This window comes from Rhodococcus sp. T7 (genome assembly GCF_009872365.1).
Taxonomy (GTDB): domain Bacteria; phylum Actinomycetota; class Actinomycetes; order Mycobacteriales; family Mycobacteriaceae; genus Rhodococcus_F.
In genome coordinates this window covers 57734-82284 of record NZ_WXYH01000143.1, presented here as the reverse complement: position 1 = coordinate 82284, position 24551 = coordinate 57734, and the positions used below count along the sequence as shown (strand labels likewise).

The window sequence follows — 24551 nt, the reverse complement described above, 5'->3', positions numbered from 1 at the left end:
CGCCTACTTGGAGGTAGGCGCACGGACGTGCAGCTCGTCACGTAGCGACGATTCGACCTAGGAGTCGACTATGGCATCCGCCAAGGACAAATCTATCAATCGCAGACCACACACCAGCCTGCCCGTCATCGCAGGTTCGAGCCTCGCAGGCACCGCAGTCGAGTGGTACGACTTCTTCCTGTACGGGACCGCGGCGGCGCTGGTGTTCAACAAGCTGTTCTTCCCCACCGAAGATCCCCTGGTGGGCACGATGCTCGCGTTCGCCACCTACGCAGTCGGATTCGTGGCGCGACCGCTCGGCGCGGCTGTGCTCGGGCACTACGGGGACGTCAAGGGCCGGCGTGCCACCCTCATCGCCAGCCTGATGTTCATGGGGATATCGACCTTCCTCATCGCGTTCCTGCCCACCTACGCATCCATCGGCGTCGCCGCACCGCTGATGCTGGTGCTCCTGCGGCTGGTGCAGGGCTTCGCACTCGGCGGCGAGTGGGGCGGCGCCGTCCTGCTGGTCTCCGAACACGGCGATTCGACGAGGCGGGCGTTCTGGTCCGCGTGGCCCAATCTCGGTCCGCCGCTGGGCAATCTGCTGGCCGCCGGAGTGCTCGCCGTCCTCGGTTCCACGCTGTCGGAAGACGCATTCCTGTCCTGGGGATGGCGGATCGCCTTCGGACTGTCGGCACTACTGGTGATCATCGGTCTGGTGCTGCGGCTGTACGTCGCGGAGACCCCGCTGTTCCAGCAGTCCCGGGACACCGCGCCCGCCGAGAAGACGGGAATGCCGCTCGCGGCGGCCGTCCGCGGACACTGGCGCCAGATCCTTCTCGCGGCCTTCACCCGCTTCGGCGAGAACGCCGGCTTCTACATCTTCTCGCTGTTCGTCATCACCTACACCACCCAGATCCTCGAACTCGACCGCAGCACCGGACTGAACGCCGTCATGATCGGCATGGTCGTTGCCCTGGTGACGATCCCGATGTTCGCGGTGCTCGCCGACCGGATCGGCCGGCGACCGATCTACATCGGCGCGTCCGCCGCCACCATCGTGTGGGCATTCGTGTTCTTCGCCCTGCTGGACACGAAGAATCCGGCGGCGATCACCCTCGCAGTGGCGGTGGGGCTGCTGATCTTCGCCGCCTACAGCGCCGTGATCGGCGCGTTCTTCTCCGAACTGTTTCCCACCGAGGTCCGGTACTCCGGAGTCTCGCTGGCCTACAACCTCGCGTCGGTCCTCGCCGGTTCGCTGGCCCCGATCATCGCGATCGCGCTCTACACCCGGTTCGGCACCGGATACGCCATCGGCGCCTACCTCGCCGCCATGGGAGTCATCTCCCTGATCGCCTCACTCCTCGCGCGGGAAACGCAGTCCGTGAATCTCGCGGCCGTGGGCGACGAGGCGACGTCCCGGACGCCGGAAACACCTGCGTCCGTCATCAATTGACTCTCTCGGCGCGAAGGAAGCCCATGAAGGCAGCCCTGGCCCCGACGGCCGGACCCTCACCCACACCTACACCTACACCTACCGAAGGACACTGACATGCGCACCGGAGTCGACTACCTGGCCTCCCTGAACGACGGGCGAGTCGTGCTCGTCGACGGGGAGCAGATCGACGACGTCACCACCCATCCGGCCTTCGCTCCCGTGACCCGGACGATGGCCGAGATGTTCGATCTCGCCGCGGACGAGGCGAACGGCATGCAGTACGTCGCGCCCGAAACCGGGAGCCCGGCCAATCGGGTGTTCTCGATTCCGCGGTCGCGGGAGGAACTCGCGCAGCGGCGGGAAGCGATCGAACGGTGGGCGCGGCACACGCACGGCTGGATCGGCCGCAGCCCCGACCACGTGGGGACGTTCCTCGCCGCGTTCGCGGCGCATCCCGAGGTGTTCGAGGCCGAGGGCGCCCACGATTTCGGGGCGAACGTCTCCGCGTTGTACCGGCGCCTGCTCCACGAGAACCTCTACGTCTCGTACGCGATCATCCCGCCGCAGGTCTCGCGGGCGACGACTGCGTCGGGCTGGGAGGGCGAATACCTGCAGGCCGGCGTGGTCGAGGAGACCCCGGAGGGTCTGGTCATCCGCGGTTCGCAGATGCTGGCCACCGGCGGCGCCATCGCCGACGAAATCTTCGTCTCGTGCATCAAGCCGCTCGGCCCGGACGACACGGACTTCGCCGTCGGCTTCGTCGTCCCCGCCAACGCCCCCGGTCTCAAGCAGTACGTCCGGCGCCCGTACATCCCGGCCGCGACGAGTTCGTTCGACTACCCCCTGACCTGCCGCTACGACGAGCCCGACTCGCTCCTCGTCTTCGACGACGTCCTCGTTCCGTGGGATCGGGTGTTCGTCGACCGCGACACCACGGGTGTCCGCAGGCAGTTCTTCGAGACGGGCGCACACGTTCTCGGCAACTGGCAGGCGCAGATCCGGTTCGCGACGAAACTGGATTTCATCGCCGGCGTCGCACGTCGGGTCACCCAGGTCAACGGCGTCGACAAGATCCCCAGCGTGCAGGAGAAGCTCGGCGAACTCGCCGCACTCGTCAGCGGGGTCCGGTCCGCGGTGCTGGCCGCCGAATACACCGCCGAGCCGGATTCGGCGGGAATGTGGTTGCCGGGCAGGCAGGCCCTGTACGGGTCGATGGGCCTGCAGTCGGAGATCTACCCGCGGGTGATCGCGATCCTGCGCGACCTCGTCGGCGGCGGCGTGCTGCAACTCCCGTCGAGCGTCAAGGATCTCACCAGCCCGGTGACGTCCCGCGACATCGAACACTACGTCCAGTCGCCCGGGGTGCCGTCCGAGGAACGCATCAAACTGTTCAAACTGGCCTGGGACATCATCGGCTCCGAATTCGCCGGACGGCACCAGCAGTACGAAATGTTTTACGCCGGCGCCCCCTTCGTGGTGAAGGGCGCGTACACGTACCGCAACTACGACTACGACAGCGCCGTCGCGGCGGTGCAGCAGTTCACCGACGGCTACAAAGCGGAAAGCGAGTAAACCCTCATGGCCAAGCCCGAATTCGAATTCTTCCCGGTCACCGACGTCGAGTGGACCGTGTGTCCGGGTGACGATCCGCAGATCACCGAACGCATCCTCGCCAAGGACCCCGAAGGCAACGTCGCCACCCGGATCCTGCGCTACGAACCCGGCGCCGACTCCACTCCCATGGGCGTGCAGAAACACGACTTCTGGGAGGAGGTCTACATCCTCGAAGGATCGTTCACCGACCTCACCCTCGGCGAGACGTTCACCGCCGGAACGTACGCGTGCCGGCCGCCCGGCATGCCCCACGGTCCCTGGAGCACGGACGAGGGCGTCGTCACCTTCGAAGTCCGGTACCACGGTAAGTAGGCCCGCGATGACCCTTCCGGCATTCCACGCCCCCACCCCCACGGACATGCGGCGCAGCATGGGCCGGTTCACCACCGGGGTCGCCGTCGTCAGCGCCGACGACGGCGACGGCGACCCCAGTGCCATGACGATCAGCTCCCTGACCTCGATCAGCCTGGACCCGGCGATCCTGCTCGTCTCGCTCACCCACGGCTCCCGCACCACCGCGGCCGTGGAAGCCGCGGGCTCGTTCGCCGTCTCGATCCTCGGCTCCCGTCAGGAAGCACTCGCCCGGCGGTTCGCCACCCGCGGCGGTGCCCGATTCGACGACCTGCCCTGCGATCGCAGCCGCTCGGGCCTGCCGCTGATCAAAGACGCTCTGGCCCAACTCGAATGCCGGGTGCACAGCGCCCACGACATCGGCGACCACCGCGTCTTCTACGGCGAGGTCACCGACATGCGCTGCCGCGAAGGCACCGGCCTGGTGTTCTATTCGGGGCGGTTCGGCGACTTCCACGACTTCGGTCACGACGAGGTCCCCTGGTTGTTCTGATCGGCCCGACGCGCACGTGCTCGCCGGCGCATCACTCGAGGTGCGCCGGCGATCGGCGTTGCAGTGAAATTGTGCAACAATAGTGCACATCAGCACGGACCTGATCGCCTCAGGAAGGGAAGATTTTCATGCCCCCGAACCGCGTTCGCAACGTGCGCTCGACACGATACATTCGATGTTGTTGTACAACATGACGGGTGAGGCTCCGATGATGACGATGCTCACTCCTCCCGGCGAGTCAGGTGACACACGATGGTGCTAGCTGCGGGCGCAGACCCGGACAACGAGGGCGGTCCCGATGCGGGCGCCAACCGGACGCTGCAGGCGTATCACGACCTGCGCGCCCTGATCCTCTCCGGTCACTACGAACCGGACTCCCGCCTCACCGAGTCGGGACTCACCACCCAACTCCAGGTTTCACGCGGGACGATCCGCTCGGTGCTGGCCCGCCTCGCGCAGGAGGGCTACGTCACCACCGAGGCGAACCGGAGCGCTCGCACCCGCTCGTTCTCGGTGGACGAGGCGATCGAAATTCTCGAGACCCGCGCGGTCCTGGAGTCGGCGCTGGCAGCGAAGGCCGCCGAACGCGCCACCGAGGCGGACATCGCCGCGATGACCGAGACCTGTAAACGCATGTGGGACTTGCAGGTACCGGGTGGGCGCGAGGAATACTGGAACCTCAACCGCAAGTTTCACGAACAGGTCAAGCAGGCGGCACGGCAGGCCACCCTCACCAGGTTCGTCGACAGCCTGCTCTATCCGCTCGTCGTGCAGCAGTACCGCGACGCCGACCGTCGCGCGAACCCGCGCACCGACTCCGTCCGGGAGCACGAGGCCATCCTCGCTGCAATCGTCACGCACAACCCGGAGTCCGCCGCCGCGGCGATGCGGCATCACCTGTCGTCGGCCCGGCGAGCACTTCAGCTGAACTTCCCGACGCCGGACGACCAGCTGGACCCGCGGAAAGGATGAACGGGGCTTCATGACTGATGTGATCATCGCCGGCGGCGGACCGACCGGCATGATGCTGGCCGCCGAATTGCGGCTGCACGGTGTGGACGTGCTGGTGCTGGAGAAGGAGGTCGAGCCGACCGAACAGGTCCGTTCGCTCGGCCTGCACGTGCGCAGCATCGAGATCCTCGATCAGCGCGGGCTGCTCGAACGGTTCCTCGAGCAGGGCAAGCAGTACCCGGGCGGCGGTCGCTTCGCCGGCATCGACAAACCGTGGCCCGAACATCCGGACACCGCGCACGCCTACATCCTCGGCATCCCCCAGCCGGTCACCGACCGCCTGCTGGCCGAGCACGCCGCCGAACTCGGAGCCGACATCCGGCGCGGCAGCGAACTGGTCGGCCTGAGCCAGGACTCCGACGGGGTGACCGTGGAACTGGCGGAGTCAGGGTCGCTCGGCACGCAGGTGCATGCCCGCTTCCTCGTCGGCTGCGACGGCGGCCGCAGCACCGTCCGCAAGCTGCTCGGCGTCGGCTTCCCCGGCGAACCCGCGAAGGTCGAGTGGCTGCGGGGCGAGATGGAGGTGACCACTCCGCCGGACGAACTGGCTGCCATCGTGGCGGAGGTCCGCAAGACCCACAAGGGGTTCGGCGTCGGTCCCGCCGGGAACGGCCTGTACGGGGTCGTCGTCCCCGCCGAGAAGGTCACCGAGGACAGCACGGTCCTCCCGACGCTCGAGGAGGTGAAGCGGCAGCTGAGAACGTTCGCCGGCACCGACTTCGGCGTCCACTCACCACGCTGGCTCTCCCGCTTCGGCGACGCCACCCGTCAGGCCGAGCGCTACCGGGTCGGACGAGCGTTCCTGGCCGGCGACGCCGCGCACGTGCACCCGCCGCTGGGAGGACAGGGTCTCAACCTCGGAATCCAGGACGCCTTCAACCTGGGCTGGAAACTGGCCGCCGAGATCAACGGCTGGGCGCCGGTCGATCTGCTGGACAGCTACCACTCCGAACGGCACCCGGTGGGCGCCGACGTTCTGAACAACACCCGCGCGCAGAGCGAGCTCATGTCCACCGAGCCTGGCCCCCGGGCCGTTCGCCGTCTGGTGACGGAGCTGATGGACTTCGAGGTCGTGAACCGATATCTGATGGAAAAGATCACCGCCATCGGGGTCCGCTACGACTTCGGCGACGGGCACGAACTGCTCGGCAAGCGGCTCCGGGACATCGGCCTGGGGCGCGGGCGCCTGTACGAGCAGATGCACCGCGGCCGTGGACTGCTGCTCGACCGGACCGGCCGGCTCTCGGTCGACGGCTGGGCGGATCGGGTCGACTCCGTCGTCGATGCCGGCGCCGAGGTGGGCGTGCCGGCTGTGTTACTCCGACCGGACGGCCACGTGGCCTGGGCCGGCGACGACCAGGCGGGACTCGACAAGCAACTGTCGCGGTGGTTCGGCGCGCCCGTCAGCTGAGCACTGGCGGTGAGGACCTCCTCGTTTCGTGAGGAGGTCCTCGGCCTACTCAGAACAACAGGCCGGCCGCACGCTCGCGCCCGGCGGTCACGACCACAGCGCGACCGTCCATGCCGGGTCCAGGACAACGGTCACGTCGTCGCCCGGGTGAGCCCGCAGGTGCGCGTCGGCGTGCGCGCGGAGCGACACGTCCCCGACGGTGACGACCATCTCCTGGCGGTCGCCGAGATACTCCGTGGTCACGATTCGTCCCGGGAACCGGTTGGGGCCGTGGGTTTCCCGATCTTCGGGGATGATGCGGATGTTTTCGGGCCGGATGCACACGAACATTTCCTGGCCGGCGGCAGTCGGGGTGGGTGGCGTGGTGAAACGCTCACACCGCACCACCCCGACGGTCGTCTTGGCGTCGACGACTCGGTCGCCGGAGCCCGCCGGCCGGTCGAGCACTCCGGGGATGAGGTTGGCGCTGCCGACGAAGTCGGCCACGAACCGCGTCGCCGGCGAGTCGTAGATCTCGCTCGGTGATCCGATCTGTTCGACCCGCCCGCGGTTCATGACGACGATCGTGTCGGACATCGCCAGGGCTTCACCCTGGTCGTGCGTGACGTAGATGGTGGTGACACCGAACTTCTGCTGGAACGACCGCAACTCGGCGCGCAGCTGTGAGCGCAGCTTCGCATCCAGGTTGGACAGTGGCTCGTCCAGCAGCAGGACCTCCGGTTCGCACAGCAGAGCGCGGGCCAGCGCCAGCCGCTGCTGCTGGCCGCCGCTGAGCTGGGTGGACCAGCGGTCGGCGTACTCCGACAGGCCGACCTGTTCGAGCATCGTCCGGACGCGACGCTCCCGCTCGGCGCGCGGGTACGTCTTCCGGCCGTACTGCAGGGGAAACGCGGCGTTGTCGAACACCTTCATGTGCGGCCAGATCCCGTAGGACTGCGGCACCATCGCGATCGGCCGGACGTCCGGCGAAACGTCGCGCCCCGCGGCGGCGGAGAAGACGGCCTGGCCGTTCATCCAGATCTCGCCGCTGTCGGCGGTCTCCAGCCCGGCGAGGCAGCGGAGGGTGGTCGTCTTGCCGCACCCACTGGGCCCCAGCAGGGTGAAGAAGCTGTTCTGCGGCACGGAGAAGCTGACATCGTCGATGACGCGGGTCACCTCGCCGCTGTGTGGGCGGGTGAACTGTTTCTGCAGGCCGGAGATCTGCACGGAATGGTCGGAACCAACGAGGGTTTTCATGTTCACGGCACCTCAGATGTGTTGTTGGAAGCCACGGCGGTTGACCCACCAGACGGAGACGGCGGACAGGGCGAGCAGGAGGACCGCGAGGGCGCTGGCCTCGGGATAGTTCGCGCTTTCACCGATCATGTCCCACAGCAGCACCACGACGGTGCGGTTGTCGGAACTGGACAGCAGCAGCGCGATCGGAAGTTCGCCCAGCGAGTTGGCGAACACCCACAGCCACGTGCTCGACACCGCGGGAGCGACGAGCGGGAAGACCACCCGGCGCAGCACGACGGCGTTGGACGCACCGCTCACGCGTCCCACCTCTTCGAGTCCCTTGTCGAGTTGCAACAGTGCCGTCTGGATCATGCGTGATCCGCGCGGGATGTACCGGGTGGTGAACGCGATGATGATGATCCAGATCGTGCCGTAGATCGGGATCGGCAGGTACAGGTAGAGGAACAGCACCGCCATGCCGAGCACGACGCTGGGGATCGCGAAGACCAGGAAGGACAGATCGAACAGGCCCCTGCCGAGGCGTCCGGCGCGGGTCGAGGCCAGCGCCAGCCACAGGGCGAACCCGGCGGTGAGCGTCGCCGTGACCAGGCTGATCACCAGGGTGTTGACGACCGCGTGCGTCAGGTTCGGGTTGGTGAAGATCGCGCCGTAGTTGGCGAGGCTGAGCGCACCCAGGTTGTCGAAGTTGATCGGCTGCAGGTACGGGGTCAGGCTCGTCCAGACCAGGGTCAGGATGGGCACGATGATCGCGACCAGTACGTAGAACGTGACGATGCCGGCAACCGGGATGCGCCACCGTCCCAGCCGCACCGGTGTGGACCGGTACCCCTTGCCGCTCACCACCTGGAATCGGTGGGACTCACGGGTCTGACGCCGGTAGACGGCGATCATCACGAGGGACAGCAGGACCAGCATGATGCCGTAGGCGCTGGCCTGGCCGTAGTTGGCAAGACCCGACGGCGGCTGCAGGGATGCCTGGATGAGACTGCTGAACACGAAGATCTGGTCCGGCATGCCGAGAATGGCGGGGATCGCGAACTCCTCGAGCGCGATGACGACGAGCAGCATGCTGGCCGCGGAGATCCCCGGCATCGTCAGCGGCAGAACCACTTTGCGGGTTCGCGTCCACCAGCCTGCACCCGACGTGGCCGCGGCCTCCTCGAATTCGAGGTTGAGCCGGGCGAACGTCGGCGCGAGCATGATGTACATGCCGGGGACACCGAAGATGCCGGCCACCAGGATCATGCCCGGCAGCGAGTAGATGTCGATCGAGAGCCCGAAGACCCGCTCGAGGACGATGGCGATCGGGCCGTTGGTGGGGTTGGCCGCCAGGACCCAGGCCACCGCCATGACCGTGGCGGGCACGGCCATGGGGGCCAGCGTGCTCGGTGCGAGGAAGCGGCGTCCCGGAATGTCGGTTCGCTCGAACAGGTAGGCCAGGCTGACGCTGACGACCAATGCCAGCGACACGGTGCCGACCACGAAGATGAACGAGTTGAGCGCGACGTCGACCAGGCGTTCCGAGGAGAAGATCGCGGTGAAGTTGTCGAGCGTGAACCCGGAAACCTGGAAGGGCAGCTTGGTCTCGCTGTCCTTGAGGCTGCTGAACAGCAGCATGCCCAGGGGGAAGAGCATGAGATAGGCGACGATCGCGCCGATGGCGATGTTGACGCCGACCAGGACGCGGTCCCGGCGCTTGGGGTGGTGTATGTCGGCGGGCTGAGGGCGTACGTCGTCGGGTCGAGGGCGTACGCCGGTGGAGAGCTGGGTGCCGGACTGCATCGCTGAAGTCTCCAAGGGTGAGGGGATAGAGTTTGCCGCCCGTCACGGGCAGCGGTGCGGCGGCGGGGGCCGTCAGTTGACGTTGGTACCCAAGGCTTCTTCGACCTCGGGGAAGAAATCTGAGAACTGCTCGTACTGCGCGATGTCGGTTTCGCTGAACCATTCGACGCCTGCGGCGCACAGGGCGCCGATGACACGGTTCGTGGCGGCGTCGGTGCAGTCCGTGTTGGTGGGGATGACCGAGTTGTACGTGTCGACCAGTGCCGACTGGCCCTCGTCGGAGGCGAGGAAGGCGGTGAGCAGGCGACCCGCCGCCGGGTGCGGGGCGCCGTCGGCCACGAACAGGTACGACTTGTTGGCGTTGGTGGGGCCCACCGGTGCGACGGCGACCGGCGCGCCCTTCGACTCGTCCTCCAGCACGAGGTTGATGAGGTCGGTGCCGACCGGAGTCTGACCGGACACGACGAGTGTGTGGGCCTGCGTCGTGTTTTCGGTGTAGTGGGGTTTCAGCTCGGCCAGCCGGGACGCGTAGTCGAGACCGGCGTCGGCGCCGAGGGTCGGGTCCTGGGCCCACACGGTCATGAAGGACCCGCGGGACTCGACGCTGAGTTTTCCGCCGTTCCATTGCGGATCGAGCAGGTCGTCCCAACTCGAGGGCACATCGTTCGGGGCCAGGGCGTCGGTGTTGTAGGCCCAGACCTTCGGTACCGCCCACACATAGACGAAGTCGTCGGCGAAGATCTGGTCGCTGGGCACCTCGTAGGATGCCCAGTCGACCTTCGCCGCCATGGACTGCGACGGCAGGACCGTGAGCCCACCTGCGTTGGACACGTCGAACGTCACCCGGTCGGCTGCCTGCTCCACATTGAGCTGGGTGACCAGATCCGGAGCCTTCTTGTTCGTGTACCTGACCTCGATCCCCGGGTACTTCTTCTCGAACGCCTCGATGGCCGGCTTCATCTGAGCCTCCGGCTTCGGGGCGAACCACACGACCTCCCCTTCGGCCTTGGCCGCCTGGTACAGCTCGTCCAGATTCTTGGTGTCCGGAACGGGCGGCGGACCGCCGCAGGCGGTCAGGACGACGGCGACTGCCATGACCGAGGCCATGCAGAGCCTGCGCCGAAAGCGCTTCATAGCGATCAACATTCCTTCGCGGCGGTGGTGACGGAGCTGCCCTGGGAGAGCCCGTACAGCCGGCCGGCGGTGCCGCCCGCGATCGACTCCAGGTCCGTGGCGTCGAGTGACGGCAGTTGCTCCTTGATGAGGTCGGCCAGTTCGGACAACGATCCGGCCGAGGCGGGGAAGTTCGAACCCCACATGACGTGGGCCGCCCCGAACTCTTCGATCAGCGTGCGGACCAGCGGTGCCGCGGATCCGCTCTCGCGCTGCGCGCGGAGTACGGCCGGCGGCGTGATCTTGATGAACACGCGGCCTGTCTCGCTGAGCTGGGGAACTCCGTCCGCGCTCGGATACGGCGCGGAGTCCAGTTGCGGTCGGCCCGCGTGGTCGAGGATCGCGGTGAGTCCCGGATACTGCTGGAGGAGCCCACCGAGGATCGGAGCGTGCTGGGCGTGCATCTGGATGCAGACCGGCACCCGGCGGTCGGACAGGAACTGCCAGACCGGCGCCATGCGCTCGTCGTCGAGTCCGCGGCCGGGAGTCGGGACGGCGGTCGTCCCGTCCGCGGCACGGATGCGGACCCCCGAGAAGCCGCGCTCGTCGATCCAGTGGTGGAGGTCGTCGACCACCTTCGGGGAGAGGAAATCCACCGAGCACACCCCGCTGAGGCGGTCGGGGTGCCGTGTGAGCTGGTCGGCTACGTAGCTGTTGTCGAATCCGTAGACCGTGGAGGCCTGGACGACGACCAGGTGGTCGACGTCGGCGGCGTCGGCGGCCCGCAGCAGGCCGTCGATGTCGGTGGGCCGTTCCTGGGACCAGGTGGACCGGTGTCCGCCGAGCGGATCTGCGGGGTAGGCATCGGTGTCGGGCGAGATGATGTGGGTGTGTGTGTCGACGCTGAACATCAGTACCTCACGACTGGTTGGTGGTAGCGGGCGGAAAGTGGCGGGCGGGCGCGCTCAGGCGAGGTCGCCGAGGTGCCGGGTGAAGTCGTCGAGGAGTTCGGCCACCGTCACGGGCGTGCGGATGACGTTCTGCTGCAACGCGTAGTCGATCGCGATCTGCAGACCGGCGACGAGCTCGTCCGTCACTCCGAAGCGCAGGGCGCGCACGCGGGGTCCGGGCTCGGTTTCGGCGGCCTTGCGTGCCTCGATCCGGTCTCCGAAAGCCTGGTAGAGCGCCGCTACCGTGCGGGGCTCGGCCTCGAGGAGGTCACGCCGGACGGTGAGCACGTGGTTGATCGGCACCGTCTTGTGCCGGGCGCCCCATGCCTCCTCGGCCTCCCGCCAGTTGGGGATGATCGGCACCAGCGGCCCCTGCGCGCCGTCGAGCGCCGGCGGGCCGAGGACGGCGGCCACGACGTCGCCACGCTCGAGCACATCCAGGACCTTGCCCGTCGTGCGCTCGACGTTCGGCGGCTCGACATAGCCGGCGACGTGCGGCTCCTCGGTGGTCACCCAGGTGACTTCCTTGGCGTCGACGCCGAACTCCTCGTGCAGGATTCCGCGCACCCACAGGCCGGTCGTCTGGCTGTAGGCCCGGACCGCGACCCGCTTGCCTGCCAGGTCCGCGGGGTTGATCTCGGCCGAACCGGGCCAGCGGGTCAGGGAGTGGTGGTGGAAGTCGCCGCTGAGCACCACCGGCAGGAGCGCGATCGGGGCGCCGGCCTCGCGGGCCTGCAGATAGGTGGCGATGGCCAATTCGCTGAAGTCGTACCGGAGCTCACGCACCATGGGAGCGAACGCCTTGTAGATCGGATCCGCTGCCGCGAGCTCGACGGGATGCCCCTCGACGCTGAATCCGGGTTCGGCGAGGAACGCCGTGTGCGGGTAGGACTTCGCCGCGATGGACAAGGTTGTGGACATGAATACAACTCCTCTGTTGCGTCCGAACCCGGGGAGTGCATGTGGTGTGCCTCCGAACCCGGGGAGTGCACTGGTGTCAGTGCGCCGATGCCGTCATTCGACCGATGAGTGAATATCGGTTTTGTCTTACGGTTTCGCTCAATTTACGCGGGAGTGACGCCCATTACAAGCCTTTTAGGCTCGGATCGTCTAACAATTTTGCGGAAGCCGGGTCGAAGCGGGCGGTGGCGGCACCGGGTTCGCGTGCGGCGGCACGATCACGCTGGGACAATTCGCCCTCGGTTCACGATTGTTCTACAAGATGACCCGGTCCGAGCTGGGCTTGGTAGGCAATCCGCGGTCGGGAAAACAAGTTCTTGCTGTTCGCCGCATTCCGCTGCTAGTCTGACGGCAGAAAGTTGTTAAACAATCTGAGAGCCGACCGGGGAGACTCGGATGATGCCAGAGCCATCTGGCGACCGGCCTGCTCGCTGCCGGCGAGGGCACGCCCTCCGACACCAGCTCGCTGATCGAGTCTCGCGAGTTTCCCCGAAGCGCCACAGTGGTCTGTGGTGGCTGTTCACGATCGTCAAGCGAGGACACAGTTGTGATAAAGATCGACGAAGCAATCGCCGTACCCGCACCACCGGGGCGGGTGTGGGAAGTCATTTCCGACCCCACCGAGGTGGTGTCGTGCATCAACGGTGCCGAACTCGGCCAGTTCCACGACGACGGCTCGTTCGACGGCACGCTGGTCGTGAAATTCAGCGCGATCCGGGTGCGGTTCGGCGCCCGGATGTCGCTGGAGCTGGACGAGCCCGCCTGGGAGGGACGACTTTCGGCGCGTGGACGGGACGGGCAGGGCGCGACGCGGTTCACCGCGCACGCGAACTTCCGGATCACCGAGGACCACGCGGGCGGCGCACGGGTGCAGGTGACCGGCGAGGTGGCCCTCGCGGGCAAGCTCGCGTCGGTGATCGAAGCGGGTGCCGGGGCCGTGGTGTCCCGGATGACCAACGACTTCACGGACGAACTGGTGCGCCGGTGCGCCGGGGACACGGCGGTCGTGCCTGCGCCCAGCCGGCCGACCGTGTGGGCCCGCGTGCGCGCCTGGTGGCTCAGGACCATTCACAAGCGACAGAGCGAGCAGAGCGGAGTGGCAAGTGGCAAGACTCAATAGTGTGATCGGTGCGCTGGAATCGGGGCAGCACGCCTTCGCGGCGTTCGCTGCTCCCGAGCCGGCGGCAGCGCTGGACTTCGCGACCAGCGACTACGACGGTCTGGTGTTCGAGGCCGAGCACAAGCCCTGGGACGCAACGACGTTGCGGGACAGCCTGCAGTACCTGCTCAACCGGCGACGGATATTCGAATCGGGCACGCTCGCCCCGTCGCCCACCCCGCTGATCCGGATTCCCGTCAACGGCGCCGAACACGGCCAGTGGCATGCGAAGCAGGCTCTCGACCTCGGGGCGTACGGAATCGTGTGGCCGCACATCAGCCGGGTCGAGGAGGCGCGCAACGCGGTCGCGGCCTGCCGGTACCCCCGTCTGCCGGGCGAGGACCGGTTCGACCCGCCGGGCCTGCGCGGTGACGCGCCTGCCGCCGCCGCACGGTACTGGGGCCTGTCGAACGACGAGTACTACGCGAAGGCCGACGTGTGGCCGCTCGCCCCGGACGGCGAGATCCTCGTCGTGATCCAGATCGAGGACCAGCTGGGCATCGAGAACCTCCCGGCGATCCTCGAACAGGTGCCCGGAATCGGTCTCATCCTCATCGGCGAGGGTGATCTCAGCCAGGAACTGGGCGTGCCCCGTCAACTCGACCACCCGCTGATGGTCGAGGCCAGGAGCCGGATCGTGAAGATCTGTCACGACCACGACGTCGTGGTCGGCCATCCGCACGTGACCCCGAGCAACGTCGAGCAGGTGCTCGAAGAGGGCTACCGCTTCCTCATGTCCGCGCCGGTGCGCAGCTATCCCGGCCTGGAACTGGGCCGCAAACTCACCGGTCGCTCCTGACCCCGAACACTCACCTGGAGAAAAACCTTCATGATCATCGACTGTCACGGCCACTTCACCACCGCGCCGCCCGCGCTCGGACAGTGGCGCGAGCGCCAGATCAAGGCGTTCGAGGATTCGGGCGCGCGAGTCTCACCCGAGACGTTGCACATCAGCGACGAAGAGATCAAGACCGCAATCGAACAGGGGCAACTGAAGCTCCAGATCGAACGCGGCACCGACCTGACGGTCTTCTCCCCCGGCGCGGGAAAGATGGCCCACCACTACGGCGACGAGCAGACCAGCCTGGTCTGGTCGCAGGTCAGCAACGACCTCATCGCCCGGGTGTGCGGCCTGTTCCCCGATCGTTTCGCCGCGGTGTGCCAGCTCCCGCAGTCGCCCGGCGACGCGCTGGCCTCGTCCATCCAGAACTCTGCCGCGGAACTCGAGCGCTGCGTCGAAGAACTCGGATTCGTAGGCTGCCTCCTCAACCCGGACCCCTCCGACGGGTACTGGCAGGCGCCGCCTCTGACCGACCGGATCTACTACCCGCTCTACGAGAAGATGGTGGAACTGGACGTGCCCGCGATGATTCACGTCGCGATGTCGCGTAACCCCGCGATCCAGGGCACCTGCGCGCACTACCTCAACGGCGACACCGCCGCCTTCATGCAGCTGTGCCAGTCGGACCTGTTCACCGACTTCCCGACGCTGCGGCTGATCCTGCCGCACGGCGGCGGCGCGGTGCCCTACCACTGGGGCCGCTACCGCGGGATGATGCAGGACCAGGGCAGGCCGCCACTGGAGGAATCGTTGCTGCGCAACGTCTTCTTCGACACCTGCGTCTACCACAAGCGGGGCCTCGAACTGCTCACCGACATCATCCCTGCCGAGAACGTGCTCTTCGCCTCCGAGATGATCGGCGCCGTCCGCGGCGTCGACCCGGAGACCGGGCGCCGCTTCGACGACACCAAGGCGCTGCTGGACTCCATCGACTCCATCAGCGACGCCGATCGGCAGGCGATCTATGGCGGCAACGCGCTGAAGGTGTTCCCGCGCCTCGCGAGCCACGTCCGGAACCACCACAAGCAAGAAGAGGTCGCGCAGTGAAGGTCTACGAAGCGCTCGCAGCAGCGTTCGCCGCCGAGGGCACCACGGATGTGTTCGGCATGATGGGCGACGCCAACATGCACTGGATGAATGCCCTGGCCACCCGTGGGACGCGCCTGTACGAGGTGCGTCACGAAGGTGCGGGACTGAGCATGGCGCACGGGTACGCCCGCGCATCCGGCCGACCCGGCATCGTGACGACGACGAGCGGGCCCGGTACCGCGCAGCTGGCCACGTCGATGATCGTGGCGAGCCGTGCGCGCATCCCGCTGGTCGCGTTCTGCGGGGAGACGCCGCTGGGTGACGAGGGCGCCGTGCAGTACCTCGACCAGCGCCGGTTCGCCGCCGCGATCGAGTGCGAGTTCCTTCAGGTGACCAAGGCCGAGTCGGCCGCAGAAGTGGTGCAGCGAGCCTTCTACCTTGCCCGCACCCAGTCCCGGCCGGTGATGATCAGCGCCCCGTTCGACGTGCAGCTGCAGGAGTTCGAGGACGACATGCCGTACGTCCCGTCCACCGAGTTGCTCCGGGCCCCGAAGCTGCTCCCGCACCCGGACCGGATCCAGCAGGCGTGCGAAATCATCGGGGCGAGCAAACGAGTCGTGATCGTCGCCGGTCGGGGCGCCCGCAACGCGGAGGCAGGCGAGCAGATCCTCGCGCTTCAGCGTCGCACCGGGGCCCTACTCGCCACGACGCTGCAGGCCAAGAACTGGCTCAGCGGCGACACCGAGTACCACGTGGGGATCGCGGGACTGTTCGGCAGCAGGCTCGCGATGGAGCTGCTGCAGGAGGCCGACTGCGTGGTGTCGGTGGGCGCGAGCCTCAACCACTACACCATCGAGAGCGGATACCTGTTCCCCGAGGCCCGGTTCATCCAGATCGACACGGCGCCACACCTGGTGATGGGCAACGGTCAGGTCGCCGACTGCTACATGCAGGCCGACGCGGTCACCGCCCTCGATGCTCTGTCGGGCGCGCTGGGGGTTCGCGGTGTCGAGATGGAAGGCTTCCACACCCCCGAGGTGCACGGCCGGCTCACGGCCCCGCTGATCGACCCCGCCGAGTTCCGCAGTCAGCCGGGCCTGCTCGACCCGCGCGAGGCGATCTCGGTGCTCGACGCCGAACTTCCCGGCGAGATCGGGCTGGTGCTCGGCAGCGGACACCAGACGGACTTCGGCACCATGCTCTTCCAGCGGTCCCGCGAGATCACCTCGAACTACGGCATGTTCGGTGCCATCGGCCAGGCCCCGTTGCTGACCATCGGCACCGTCGTCGCCAACGGTGGCAAGCCGACGTTCGTGGTCGAAGGCGACGCGAGCTTCCTGATGCACCTGTCGGAGTTCGAGACCGCTTGCCGCTACGGGCTTCCGGTGCTCGTGGTCGTCATGAACGACGAAGGCCTCGGCGCGGAGTACCACAAGGCGAAGGCCAAGGGTCTCGACCCCGAGCTCGCCGTCATCCCCACCCCCGAACTGGGCACGGTCGGGAAGGCACTCGGCGGCGGCGGCGCCACCGTCCGCACGACCGACGAACTGCGCGCCGCGCTGGCCGAGTACGTCCGGAACCCCCGGCCCACCGTGATCGACGTGCGCATCACCCGCGACGTGCTCAGCGTGCCCTACCGGCGCATGCAGTACGGCGAGGACGTATGACCGCGCGGGGACTGTTCACGACCAACGAAACGAGGACTCGTCAATGAAAATCGTATTGGGCAGAGACGATCTCGCTGCCGTGGCCGTCGAGGGGGCCGCGGCCGCCGGTGCCACGCCCGAGCGTGTCGACATCCGGCCGGTGCACAAGGCATCGCGCGGTTTCGTGAACGACGCGTCGGCGGATGTGTGCGAGCTGGCCGTGGTGACGCTGCTGCAGGCGGCCGCGTACGACAAGCCGGTGGCGCTGCTGCCGATCACCATGCTCGGCCGGTACCAGCATCAGACCCTGGTGACTCTGGGCGAACTGGGCGTCGAAGGTGTGCGGGGCCGGAGCGTCGGCGTGCGCTCGTGGAGCCAGACCACCGGGGTGTGGCTGCGCGGGTTCCTCAGCGAGCAGTACGGCCTCGATCTGTCCGAAGTGAACTGGCACACGTACGAGGGCGGGCACGTCGACGGGGCCACCGACCCGGAGTGGGTCGAGCGCGCCCCCGAGGGCGCCAGACTGCAGGCCGACTTCCTCGAAGGCCGGCTCGACTACGGGATCATGGGCAACGAACTGCCCTCCGACGACCGGATCCGCACCGCCATTCCCAACGCGCTCGCGGTCGCCGCCGAATGGGCCGCGCGCAAGGGTTTCGCCCCGATCAACCACGTGGTGGGGTTCAGCGCGGCGGCCGCCGACGAGGACCCGAAGGCCGTACTCGCGGTGTACGACGCGCTGGCCGAGGCCGCCGCGACCGCCGCTCCCGCAGCGGGTCCGGTGAACCTGAGCCCCGTCGGGTTCGACGGGCTGCGCGGGCCCGTCACCGACGCCGCCCGCTACGCCTACGAGCAGGGGGTGCTGCCGCGCCGCGTCGAGTTCGACGAACTGGTCGATCGCACCTGCGCCGCGCTCGGGGTGACCGCGTCCCGGCTCGGCGGCTGAACCACTCGCTCCTTCTGGAATACGAAAGGCTGAACATGAACACGCTCTCGGTCGCACTCGGCGACTACCAGCACGTGCAGGCCCTGCTGGGCGGCGACGTCCCGGTGAACGGCTACGAGGTGAAGCCGGTCGAGGTCAGCCCGATCATCGGCGCATACCGCCGGATGATCCGCGATCTCGAGTTCGACGTGTGCGAACTCGCGCCGACCTCCTATCTGATGGCGTTGCAGGCCGGGGTTCCGCTCACCGGTATCCCCGTCTTCCTCAACCGCCGCTTCCACCACGCCGACGTGCAGTGCGGTTCGGCGTCGGGAATCCGCTTCCCCGCCGACCTCAGAGGTAAGCGGATCGGTGTCCGCGCGTACACGGTGACCACCGGGGTGTGGATGCGCGGCATCCTGCGCGACGAGTACGGCCTCGACATCGACACCGTGCAGTGGGTCGTGGACGACGACGACCACATCGAAGGCCGTGCCCCCGCGAACGTCGAACGCGTCACCGACGGCCGCTCGCTCGGCGAGTTGCTGCGGGCAGGCGAGATCGACGCCGCATTCAGCGGCAACGCCGGCACCGGACGCGCGGGGGCGCCGCGAGCCGGGTGGTCGGCGGCGGCCGAGCAACCCGCGGTCGAGGACGGGCCGTACCCGCTGTTCCCCGACCACGAGGTGCTCGCCACCGACTGGTATCTGCGCACCGGGATCTATCCGCTGCACTCGGTGATCGCGATCCGCAGCGAACTCGTCGACCGCGACCCGGGGTTGCCCACCGCCCTGTACGCCGCATTCGCCGAGAGCAAGCGCCGTCAGATCGAGGCCGATCCGCAGTGGTCGGCGCTGCCGCGACTGGGCGAGCAGGCCAAGCAGATCCAGAGCGATCCGATCCCCTACGGTCTCGATGCCAACGACGCGAGTGTGCGCGCGCTCGTGAAGTACTCCCGGGACCAGGGTCTCCTCGACCCGGACTTCTCCACCGATCCCCACCAGGTGTTCGCCAAGGGCGACTACCCGGACGCCTGAGCCAGCCCACCGAACGAGAAAGGTGCAGACCTTGGACATCGTCGACACCCACTGCCACATCATCTCCGACGACGTGACCCGCTACCCCCGGGCCCCGATCGGCGGAACCCAGTCAAGTTGGGCGACCACCCGCCCGGTCACCGCCGACGGCATGGTCGAGCGCATGGACGAAGCCGGGATCGGCCAGGCCGTACTGGTACAGGCGACAACCGCCTACGGCTACGACAACTCCTACGTCCTCGACAGCCGGGCGCAGCGGCCGGACCGGTTCATCGTGGTGGGCACGGTGGATCCGTTGCGGCCGGACGCCGCCGACAACCTGGAGTCGGCGGTCGGCGAAACCGGCCTCGCCGGAGTCCGGCTGTTCACCAGCGGCAGCACGGTACCCACCCAGGGCGAGTGGTTCGCCGCGCCGGAGACGTATCCCTTCTGGGACAAGGCCACCGAACTCGGCGTCACAGTGTGCCTGCAGATGCGGCTCGGTCCGGCGACCGAGCAACTGCACCTGCTGTTGCGCCGGTTCCCGAAGGTCCGCGTGCTGCTCGACCACATGGGGTACCCCGACATCGCCGCCTCACCCACCGATGCCGGTGAGACGGTGGCGGAGTTGGCCGTTCACCCCGCCCTGCACCTCAAGCTGACCCACCGCAACCTCGAACGCCTGCACGACGCAGGCACGAAGGCCGCAGGTTTCCTCGATCCGGTGCTCGAAAGTTTCGGAGCGAACCGGATCGCGTGGGGCTCGAACCTTCCCGCCGCGGAAAAGTCGCTGCCCGAACTCGTCGCCCTCGCGCAGGAGGTGCTGGCCGAGGTTCCCGAGCCCGAACGCCGGGAAATCTTCGCGGGCACGGCACGACGGCTGTACCCCGGCCTGGCCGGATAGGTACTTCTCGCGAGAAACCGCGGGTCCTGCCGGGTGTTCGGTTCCTTCGAGCCGAACACCCGGCCGACCGGCATGTCCAGGATCGCCGATGGAAGGGAGGAAACCACGCCGATGACCGTCCTCTCCGGCCTCCGCGGACAAACCTTCGCGTCACTGCGCACCACCAACTTCCGCCGTTACATCACCGGCCAGACGATCTCGCAGGCCGGCAAGTGGATGCAGACCATCGCCCAATCGTGGCTCGTCCTCGAACTTTCCGGCTCCGCCACCGCAATCGGTGCGGTGATGGCGTTGCAGACCGTGCCGATGCTCCTCGTCGCCCCGTATGGCGGCGTCGTTGCCGATCGGGTCGACAAGCGGCGCCTGATGATCGCCCTGCAACCCTGATGGGGATGCAGGCACTGGCCCTCGGAATCCTCACCGTCACCGGGACGGTCCACCTCTGGCACGTCTACGTTCTCGCGCTCGTGCTCGGCCTGAACCAGTGCTTCGAAACGCCGACGCGCCAATCGTTTCTGCTCGAGATGGTCGGGGCCGAGCAACTGCGCAACGCCGTCAGCCTGCAATCGGTGCTCACCTCCACGGCCCGCATGGTCGGTCCCGCCGTCGCCGGACTCGTCATCGCCGCCGGCGGTGTCGGTCTGTGTTTCCTTCTCAACGCCGCGAGTTTCGTTGCGGTCGTGATCTCCCTGCTCATCCTCGATGTCTCGCAGCTCAATCCGTCCCCGCCGACGACCCGGGCTCGCGGTCAGCTCCGCGAAGGCCTCGCGTACGTCCGGCAGTCCTCGGAACTGACCGTACCGCTGACCATGATGGCGCTGGTCGGTTGTTTCGCCCTCGAATTCCCCGTGGTCCTGCCGGTGATCGCCGACCAGACCCTCGACGCCGGACCGGGCGCATACGGCTTCATCACCGCCGCGATGGGAGCGGGATCCGTCGTGAGCGGGCTCGCCGTCGCAACCTGGGGCCGGACCGGAACCGGGCCGCTCGTCATCAGTGCGACGGCGTTCGGAGCCGTTCTCCTCGTCGCTGCCGCCGCCCCCAATCTGTGGGTCATGCTGGTCGTCATGGCCTGCGTCGGAGCATGCAGTGTCGCGTTCAACTCGACGACGAACAGCACACTGCAACTCGCGGCCGCACCGGACAAACGCGGACGGGTCATGGCCCTGTTCGGCATGGCATTCATCGGATCCACCGCGGTCGGCGGGCCCATCACCGGATGGGTGTGCGAGCAGTGGGGCGGCCGCGCGGGACTGCTTCTCGGGGCGGTCGCCTGCCTGATCGCCGCAGCTACCGGCGCGCTGTGTCTGAGAAACCCCGGCAGCCGACTCTAGTCGTGCGCCTGCTCCACGACCCAGGCCGCGACCTGGGTGCGGGAGGTGAAACCCAGCTTGGCCAGGATGTGCTCCACGTGGCCCTGGGCGGTGCGCGGTGAGATCACCAGGCGGTCGGCGATGGCCTGATTGGTCAGGCCTTCGGCGATGAGGTCGGCGACTTGGCGTTCCCTTTTGGTCAGTCGCGTCGGCGCGTCGGTGGCCGGTGTGGAGGTGCCGGGCTGCGCTTCGTGGAAGGCGTAGGCGATGGCCGCGTCGAAGCCGAGCTGTTCACCCTTGCGGTGGGCCGCCGCGAACGCTTTGTCCCCGAGTTCCTGCCGGGCCCTCTCGGCGAATTCCGTCTGGTAGACAATCAGATCGGAATGGATCACCGCGGCACTGCCCACCGACCTCGCCAGCCACTGCGCGGCTCCCATCAGCACCGCGGCCCGAGTCGGGTCTCGTCTCTCACACGCGATCCAGGCCAGAGCTTCGACGGCCGCTGCGGCGAAGCGGGGGCTGTGCACCTGCCGCGACAGCTCCAGCGATTCCTCGAGGAACCGCACTGCGCGATCGGCGGCGCCCTGTCGCCACACCGCAATTCCCAAGGCCCACAGCGAATGCGATCGGTACATCTTCTCGCCGTACTTTTCCGTGATCGCGAGGACCCGCTCGTGTCGTTCGACGGCTCGCTCGGTCTGGCCGGACAGTCCGTAGGCCAACCCGAGAAGATAGAGCACGTTCGTCTCCAGTGTGCGATCCCTGCGTGTGCTGAACTCCGCGAGTGCAGTTTCGAGGTGCGTGCATGCGTCTGGGAGGTCCCCACTGTAGAGGGCCAGCGTTCCGTCGGCGAAGGAGACGAACGCGCGCATCGTGGGGTCGCTCGTGTGCGCGGTGAGGTTCCGGGCCTCCGCCACGAGTGCGGCCCCGGACTCGAGATCGCCCTGCACGTTGGCCATCACGCTGGCGCAGTACAGCGCCCTGATCCGGTCGACCGTCGGTTCTCCGGGGTAGCGGGCCAGTAGGTCGGAGAACCAGCGCCGCCCCTCGCTGTAGAGACCCTGGGAGGTCCAGAACCAGCGGAGTGCGGAGGAGGTGCGCAGGCCGGCGGCGGGATCGTCGTCGAGGCAGAACTCCAGCGCCTCACGGAGGTTCGGTTGCTCCCGCTTCAGGCGGGCGATCCAGTCCAACTGCCGGGCGCTGATCCACTCGGCCTCCGCCCCCAGCGCCAGCGCCTCGTACCAATCCCGGTGACGGCGACGCAAAGTCACGGTCTCGCCGGTCTGCCCGAGTTTCTCGTAGCCGTACGCGCGGAGGGTCTCGAGCATCCGGAACCGCACCACCGGCCCGTGCCCCTCCCGGATCAGGATCGACTTCTCCACCAGGGAGGTCAGCGTGTCCAGCAGCTCGTCCGGACCCAGTCCGTCGCCGCAGACCTGCTCGGCGGCATCGAGTTCGACGCTGCCGGCGAACACCGCCAGCCGTCCCCATATCAGTTGCTCACGGGCGGTGCACAGTTCGAAACTCCAGTCGATGGACAACCGCAGGGTCTGCTGCCGCGTCGGCGCGCCGCGGCTGCCGCGGGTCAGGAGTGTGTAGCGGTCGGTCAGCCGCTCGAGGATCTGCTCGGGCGACATCGCCCGCAACCGGGCGGCGGCCAGTTCGATCGGCAACGGCAACCCGTCGAGGCGGTGGCAGATCCCGGCCACCGCCGCCGCGTTGTCCTCGGTCAGCGCAAATCCGGGAACCGCGGCGGCGGCGCGTTCGGCGAACAGGGTCACCGCGTCGTATTTGGGCAATCCCCGCAGCGACGGCTTCCGGTCGGGCTCCGGCACGGCTAACGGCGGCACCTGCAGCACCGCTTCCCCGCCGATGCCGAGGGATTCGCGGCTGGTCGCCAGGACCCGCAGCGCCGGGCACACCTGCAAGAGCGTCTCGGTCAGCCCCGCCACCGCGTCCACCAGGTGCTCGCAGTTGTCGAGGACCAGCAGCAGTTCCCTGGAGGCGAGGAACTCGATCAGCACGTCGCGCAGCGGCCGCGACGAATGGTCCCGCACCCCCACCGCGGCGGCCACCGCGTCGACCAGCGTGGACCCGTCGCGTAGTTCGCCCAACTCGACCAGCCGGACTCCGTCGTCGTACTCGCGCTGCACGGCCGCGGCGACCCGCATTGCCAGCCGGGTCTTGCCGACGCCGCCGATTCCGGTCAACGTCACCAGCCGCGACCCGGCGAGCAGGTTCTTCGCCTCGGTGAGCTCGTGCCTGCGGCCGACGAAACTCGTCAGCTCCAGTAGGAGGTGTCCCGTCACACTGCTCGATGGTGTGGTGCCGCGCGGTCCGTGCCCTCGGTCGTGGACCTGTGCGTCGGGTTCCGTGCGGAGGGCCATGTCGTCGACGGAAAGACCGCGATCGAGTTGGATCCGCCGCAGTTCCTCGCCTAAGTCGGCGGCCGTCGCCGGACGTTCGCCGGGAGTGCGGGACATCGCCCGGGCGATCACGTCGGAGACGTCGTCGGGAATTCCGTGCTCCCGCAGGTCCGGCACGGGTTGGGTGGTGATCCGCAGGAACTGCGCGACCACCTGCTCGCCGCTGCGGCGTTCGAATGCGGCGTGGCCGGTCAGGGCGCTGAACAGCGTGGCCCCGAGGCCGTAGACGTCGGCGGCCGGGCTCGGCGGGTCGCCTTGGAGGACCTCCGGTGCGGTGTAGGCGGGCGACCCGGTGACTGCCCCGGTCGCGGTCTCGAAACCGCCGCTGATGTGGGCGATGCCGAAGTCCGTCAACTCCGGTTCGCCGTAATCGGAGAGCAGAATGTTCGCGGGTTTGACGTCGCGGTGCAGGATCCCCAGCCGATGCGCCGTCTCCACCGCGCCGGCCATCTTCACCCCCAGCCGCAACACCTCGTCCAGTTCGAGGGGACCGTCCGTGCGGACCCGGGCCTCCAGCGACCCGTGCGGGTGATACGGCATCACGATGTACGGAACACCGCTGTCGGTGGCGCCGACCTGCAATACGCCCACGATGTTCGGGTGACCGGTGAGCCGGCCCATCGCCCGCTGCTCCCGGAAGAACCGGGCCCGGTTCTCCTCGTCGAGATCGACAGTGAGCACCTTCACCGCCACCGTGCGATCGAGGTCTGCCTGGGCACATCGGTAGACGACGCCGAAACCGCCGCGCCCGATCTCCTCTGCGTCGTCGAAACCGGCCGCACTCAGCTCCGACGCCACGACGGGGACGACGTACCGCTGCGTGTCGAGCGGATCACCTTCACCCATCGGACGGACCACTCACCCCGTCGGCTCGTGCTGCCGCGCGCTGGTTCCGACGGCACGACCGGAGCGCAGATACAACCGTGGACTCGCCTCTCGATGGCGTGC

The 24551-nt window shown here is 67.9% G+C and carries 19 protein-coding genes and 1 pseudogene; 14 read left to right on the top strand and 6 right to left on the bottom strand.

Annotated elements, in window-relative coordinates:
- Positions 1-70: 70 nt before the first annotated feature.
- The 6 genes from MLGJGCBP_RS16440 to rox all read left to right on the top strand — a co-directional run bounded on the left by MLGJGCBP_RS16440 (position 71) and on the right by rox (position 6300).
- Positions 71-1438 (top strand): MFS transporter, encoded by a 1368-nt coding sequence (locus MLGJGCBP_RS16440; RefSeq protein WP_160096938.1) that lies wholly within the window; start codon positions 71-73, stop codon positions 1436-1438.
- Positions 1439-1534: 96 nt separating this feature from the next.
- Positions 1535-2992: a pyrrole-2-carboxylate monooxygenase subunit gene (locus tag MLGJGCBP_RS16435; RefSeq protein WP_160096936.1), complete on the top strand. Its 1458-nt coding sequence runs from the start codon at positions 1535-1537 to the stop codon at positions 2990-2992.
- A gap of 6 nt (positions 2993-2998) precedes the next feature.
- Entirely contained in the window at positions 2999-3346 is a 348-nt protein-coding gene (locus tag MLGJGCBP_RS16430; protein ID WP_160096934.1) for a cupin domain-containing protein, read from the top strand.
- A 7-nt stretch (positions 3347-3353) separates the two neighbouring features.
- Positions 3354-3878: a flavin reductase family protein gene (locus tag MLGJGCBP_RS16425; RefSeq protein WP_160096932.1), complete on the top strand. Its 525-nt coding sequence runs from the start codon at positions 3354-3356 to the stop codon at positions 3876-3878.
- A 252-nt stretch (positions 3879-4130) separates the two neighbouring features.
- Positions 4131-4850: a GntR family transcriptional regulator gene (locus tag MLGJGCBP_RS16420; RefSeq protein WP_160096930.1), complete on the top strand. Its 720-nt coding sequence runs from the start codon at positions 4131-4133 to the stop codon at positions 4848-4850.
- 10 nt (positions 4851-4860) lie between these two features.
- On the top strand, positions 4861-6300 hold the full coding sequence (rox, locus tag MLGJGCBP_RS16415) for a rifampin monooxygenase (RefSeq protein WP_160096928.1): 1440 nt from the start codon (positions 4861-4863) through the stop codon (positions 6298-6300).
- Positions 6301-6387: 87 nt separating this feature from the next.
- Here the strand turns inward: rox and MLGJGCBP_RS16410 are convergent, their stop codons facing one another.
- From MLGJGCBP_RS16410 to MLGJGCBP_RS16390, 5 genes are all read right to left on the bottom strand, one after another.
- On the bottom strand, positions 6388-7536 hold the full coding sequence (locus MLGJGCBP_RS16410; RefSeq protein ID WP_236581137.1) for an ABC transporter ATP-binding protein: 1149 nt from the start codon (positions 7534-7536) through the stop codon (positions 6388-6390).
- A 12-nt stretch (positions 7537-7548) separates the two neighbouring features.
- Complete coding sequence (locus MLGJGCBP_RS16405) at positions 7549-9321, bottom strand: ABC transporter permease (RefSeq protein ID WP_160096924.1); 1773 nt, start codon at positions 9319-9321, stop codon at positions 7549-7551.
- 72 nt (positions 9322-9393) lie between these two features.
- Positions 9394-10455 carry an ABC transporter substrate-binding protein gene (locus tag MLGJGCBP_RS16400; RefSeq protein WP_236581136.1) on the bottom strand — a complete coding sequence of 354 codons (1062 nt, stop codon included), beginning with the start codon at positions 10453-10455 and terminating at the stop codon, positions 9394-9396.
- Positions 10456-10460: 5 nt separating this feature from the next.
- Entirely contained in the window at positions 10461-11345 is an 885-nt protein-coding gene (locus tag MLGJGCBP_RS16395) for an amidohydrolase family protein (protein ID WP_087555251.1), read from the bottom strand.
- A gap of 54 nt (positions 11346-11399) precedes the next feature.
- The gene (locus tag MLGJGCBP_RS16390) at positions 11400-12305 is read right to left on the bottom strand and encodes a hypothetical protein (RefSeq protein WP_160096921.1); all 906 of its coding nucleotides are present in this window, start codon (positions 12303-12305) and stop codon (positions 11400-11402) included.
- Positions 12306-12891: 586 nt separating this feature from the next.
- On the opposite strand from MLGJGCBP_RS16390, the gene MLGJGCBP_RS16385 reads away from it, so the two are divergent.
- The 8 genes and pseudogenes from MLGJGCBP_RS16385 to MLGJGCBP_RS16350 all read left to right on the top strand — a co-directional run bounded on the left by MLGJGCBP_RS16385 (position 12892) and on the right by MLGJGCBP_RS16350 (position 21198).
- Positions 12892-13464: an SRPBCC family protein gene (locus MLGJGCBP_RS16385; protein WP_124391920.1), complete on the top strand. Its 573-nt coding sequence runs from the start codon at positions 12892-12894 to the stop codon at positions 13462-13464.
- Positions 13448-14302, top strand: a complete 855-nt coding sequence (locus tag MLGJGCBP_RS16380; RefSeq protein WP_087555248.1) for an HpcH/HpaI aldolase family protein — start codon at positions 13448-13450, stop codon at positions 14300-14302. The genes MLGJGCBP_RS16385 and MLGJGCBP_RS16380 overlap by 17 nt, the downstream gene beginning before the upstream one ends.
- Positions 14303-14332: 30 nt before the next feature.
- A complete protein-coding gene (locus tag MLGJGCBP_RS16375) occupies positions 14333-15391 on the top strand; it encodes an amidohydrolase family protein (RefSeq protein ID WP_160096920.1) in 1059 nt (352 codons plus the stop codon).
- A complete protein-coding gene (locus MLGJGCBP_RS16370) occupies positions 15388-17040 on the top strand; it encodes a thiamine pyrophosphate-binding protein (RefSeq protein WP_160096918.1) in 1653 nt (550 codons plus the stop codon). The genes MLGJGCBP_RS16375 and MLGJGCBP_RS16370 overlap by 4 nt, the downstream gene beginning before the upstream one ends.
- Before the next feature lie 43 nt (positions 17041-17083).
- Positions 17084-17965: a hypothetical protein gene (locus tag MLGJGCBP_RS16365; protein ID WP_160096916.1), complete on the top strand. Its 882-nt coding sequence runs from the start codon at positions 17084-17086 to the stop codon at positions 17963-17965.
- A 35-nt stretch (positions 17966-18000) separates the two neighbouring features.
- Positions 18001-18981 (top strand): 4,5-dihydroxyphthalate decarboxylase, encoded by a 981-nt coding sequence (locus MLGJGCBP_RS16360; protein ID WP_160096914.1) that lies wholly within the window; start codon positions 18001-18003, stop codon positions 18979-18981.
- Positions 18982-19012: 31 nt separating this feature from the next.
- Positions 19013-19864 (top strand): amidohydrolase family protein, encoded by an 852-nt coding sequence (locus tag MLGJGCBP_RS16355; RefSeq protein ID WP_160096912.1) that lies wholly within the window; start codon positions 19013-19015, stop codon positions 19862-19864.
- Positions 19865-19975: 111 nt separating this feature from the next.
- Positions 19976-21198: pseudogene (locus MLGJGCBP_RS16350) on the top strand (MFS transporter).
- On the opposite strand, the gene MLGJGCBP_RS16345 reads toward MLGJGCBP_RS16350, so the two are convergent.
- Positions 21195-24449 carry a protein kinase domain-containing protein gene (locus tag MLGJGCBP_RS16345; RefSeq protein ID WP_160096910.1) on the bottom strand — a complete coding sequence of 1085 codons (3255 nt, stop codon included), beginning with the start codon at positions 24447-24449 and terminating at the stop codon, positions 21195-21197. The pseudogene MLGJGCBP_RS16350 and the gene MLGJGCBP_RS16345 sit on opposite strands and share 4 nt — an antisense overlap.
- Between the last annotated feature and the right edge of the window lie 102 nt (positions 24450-24551).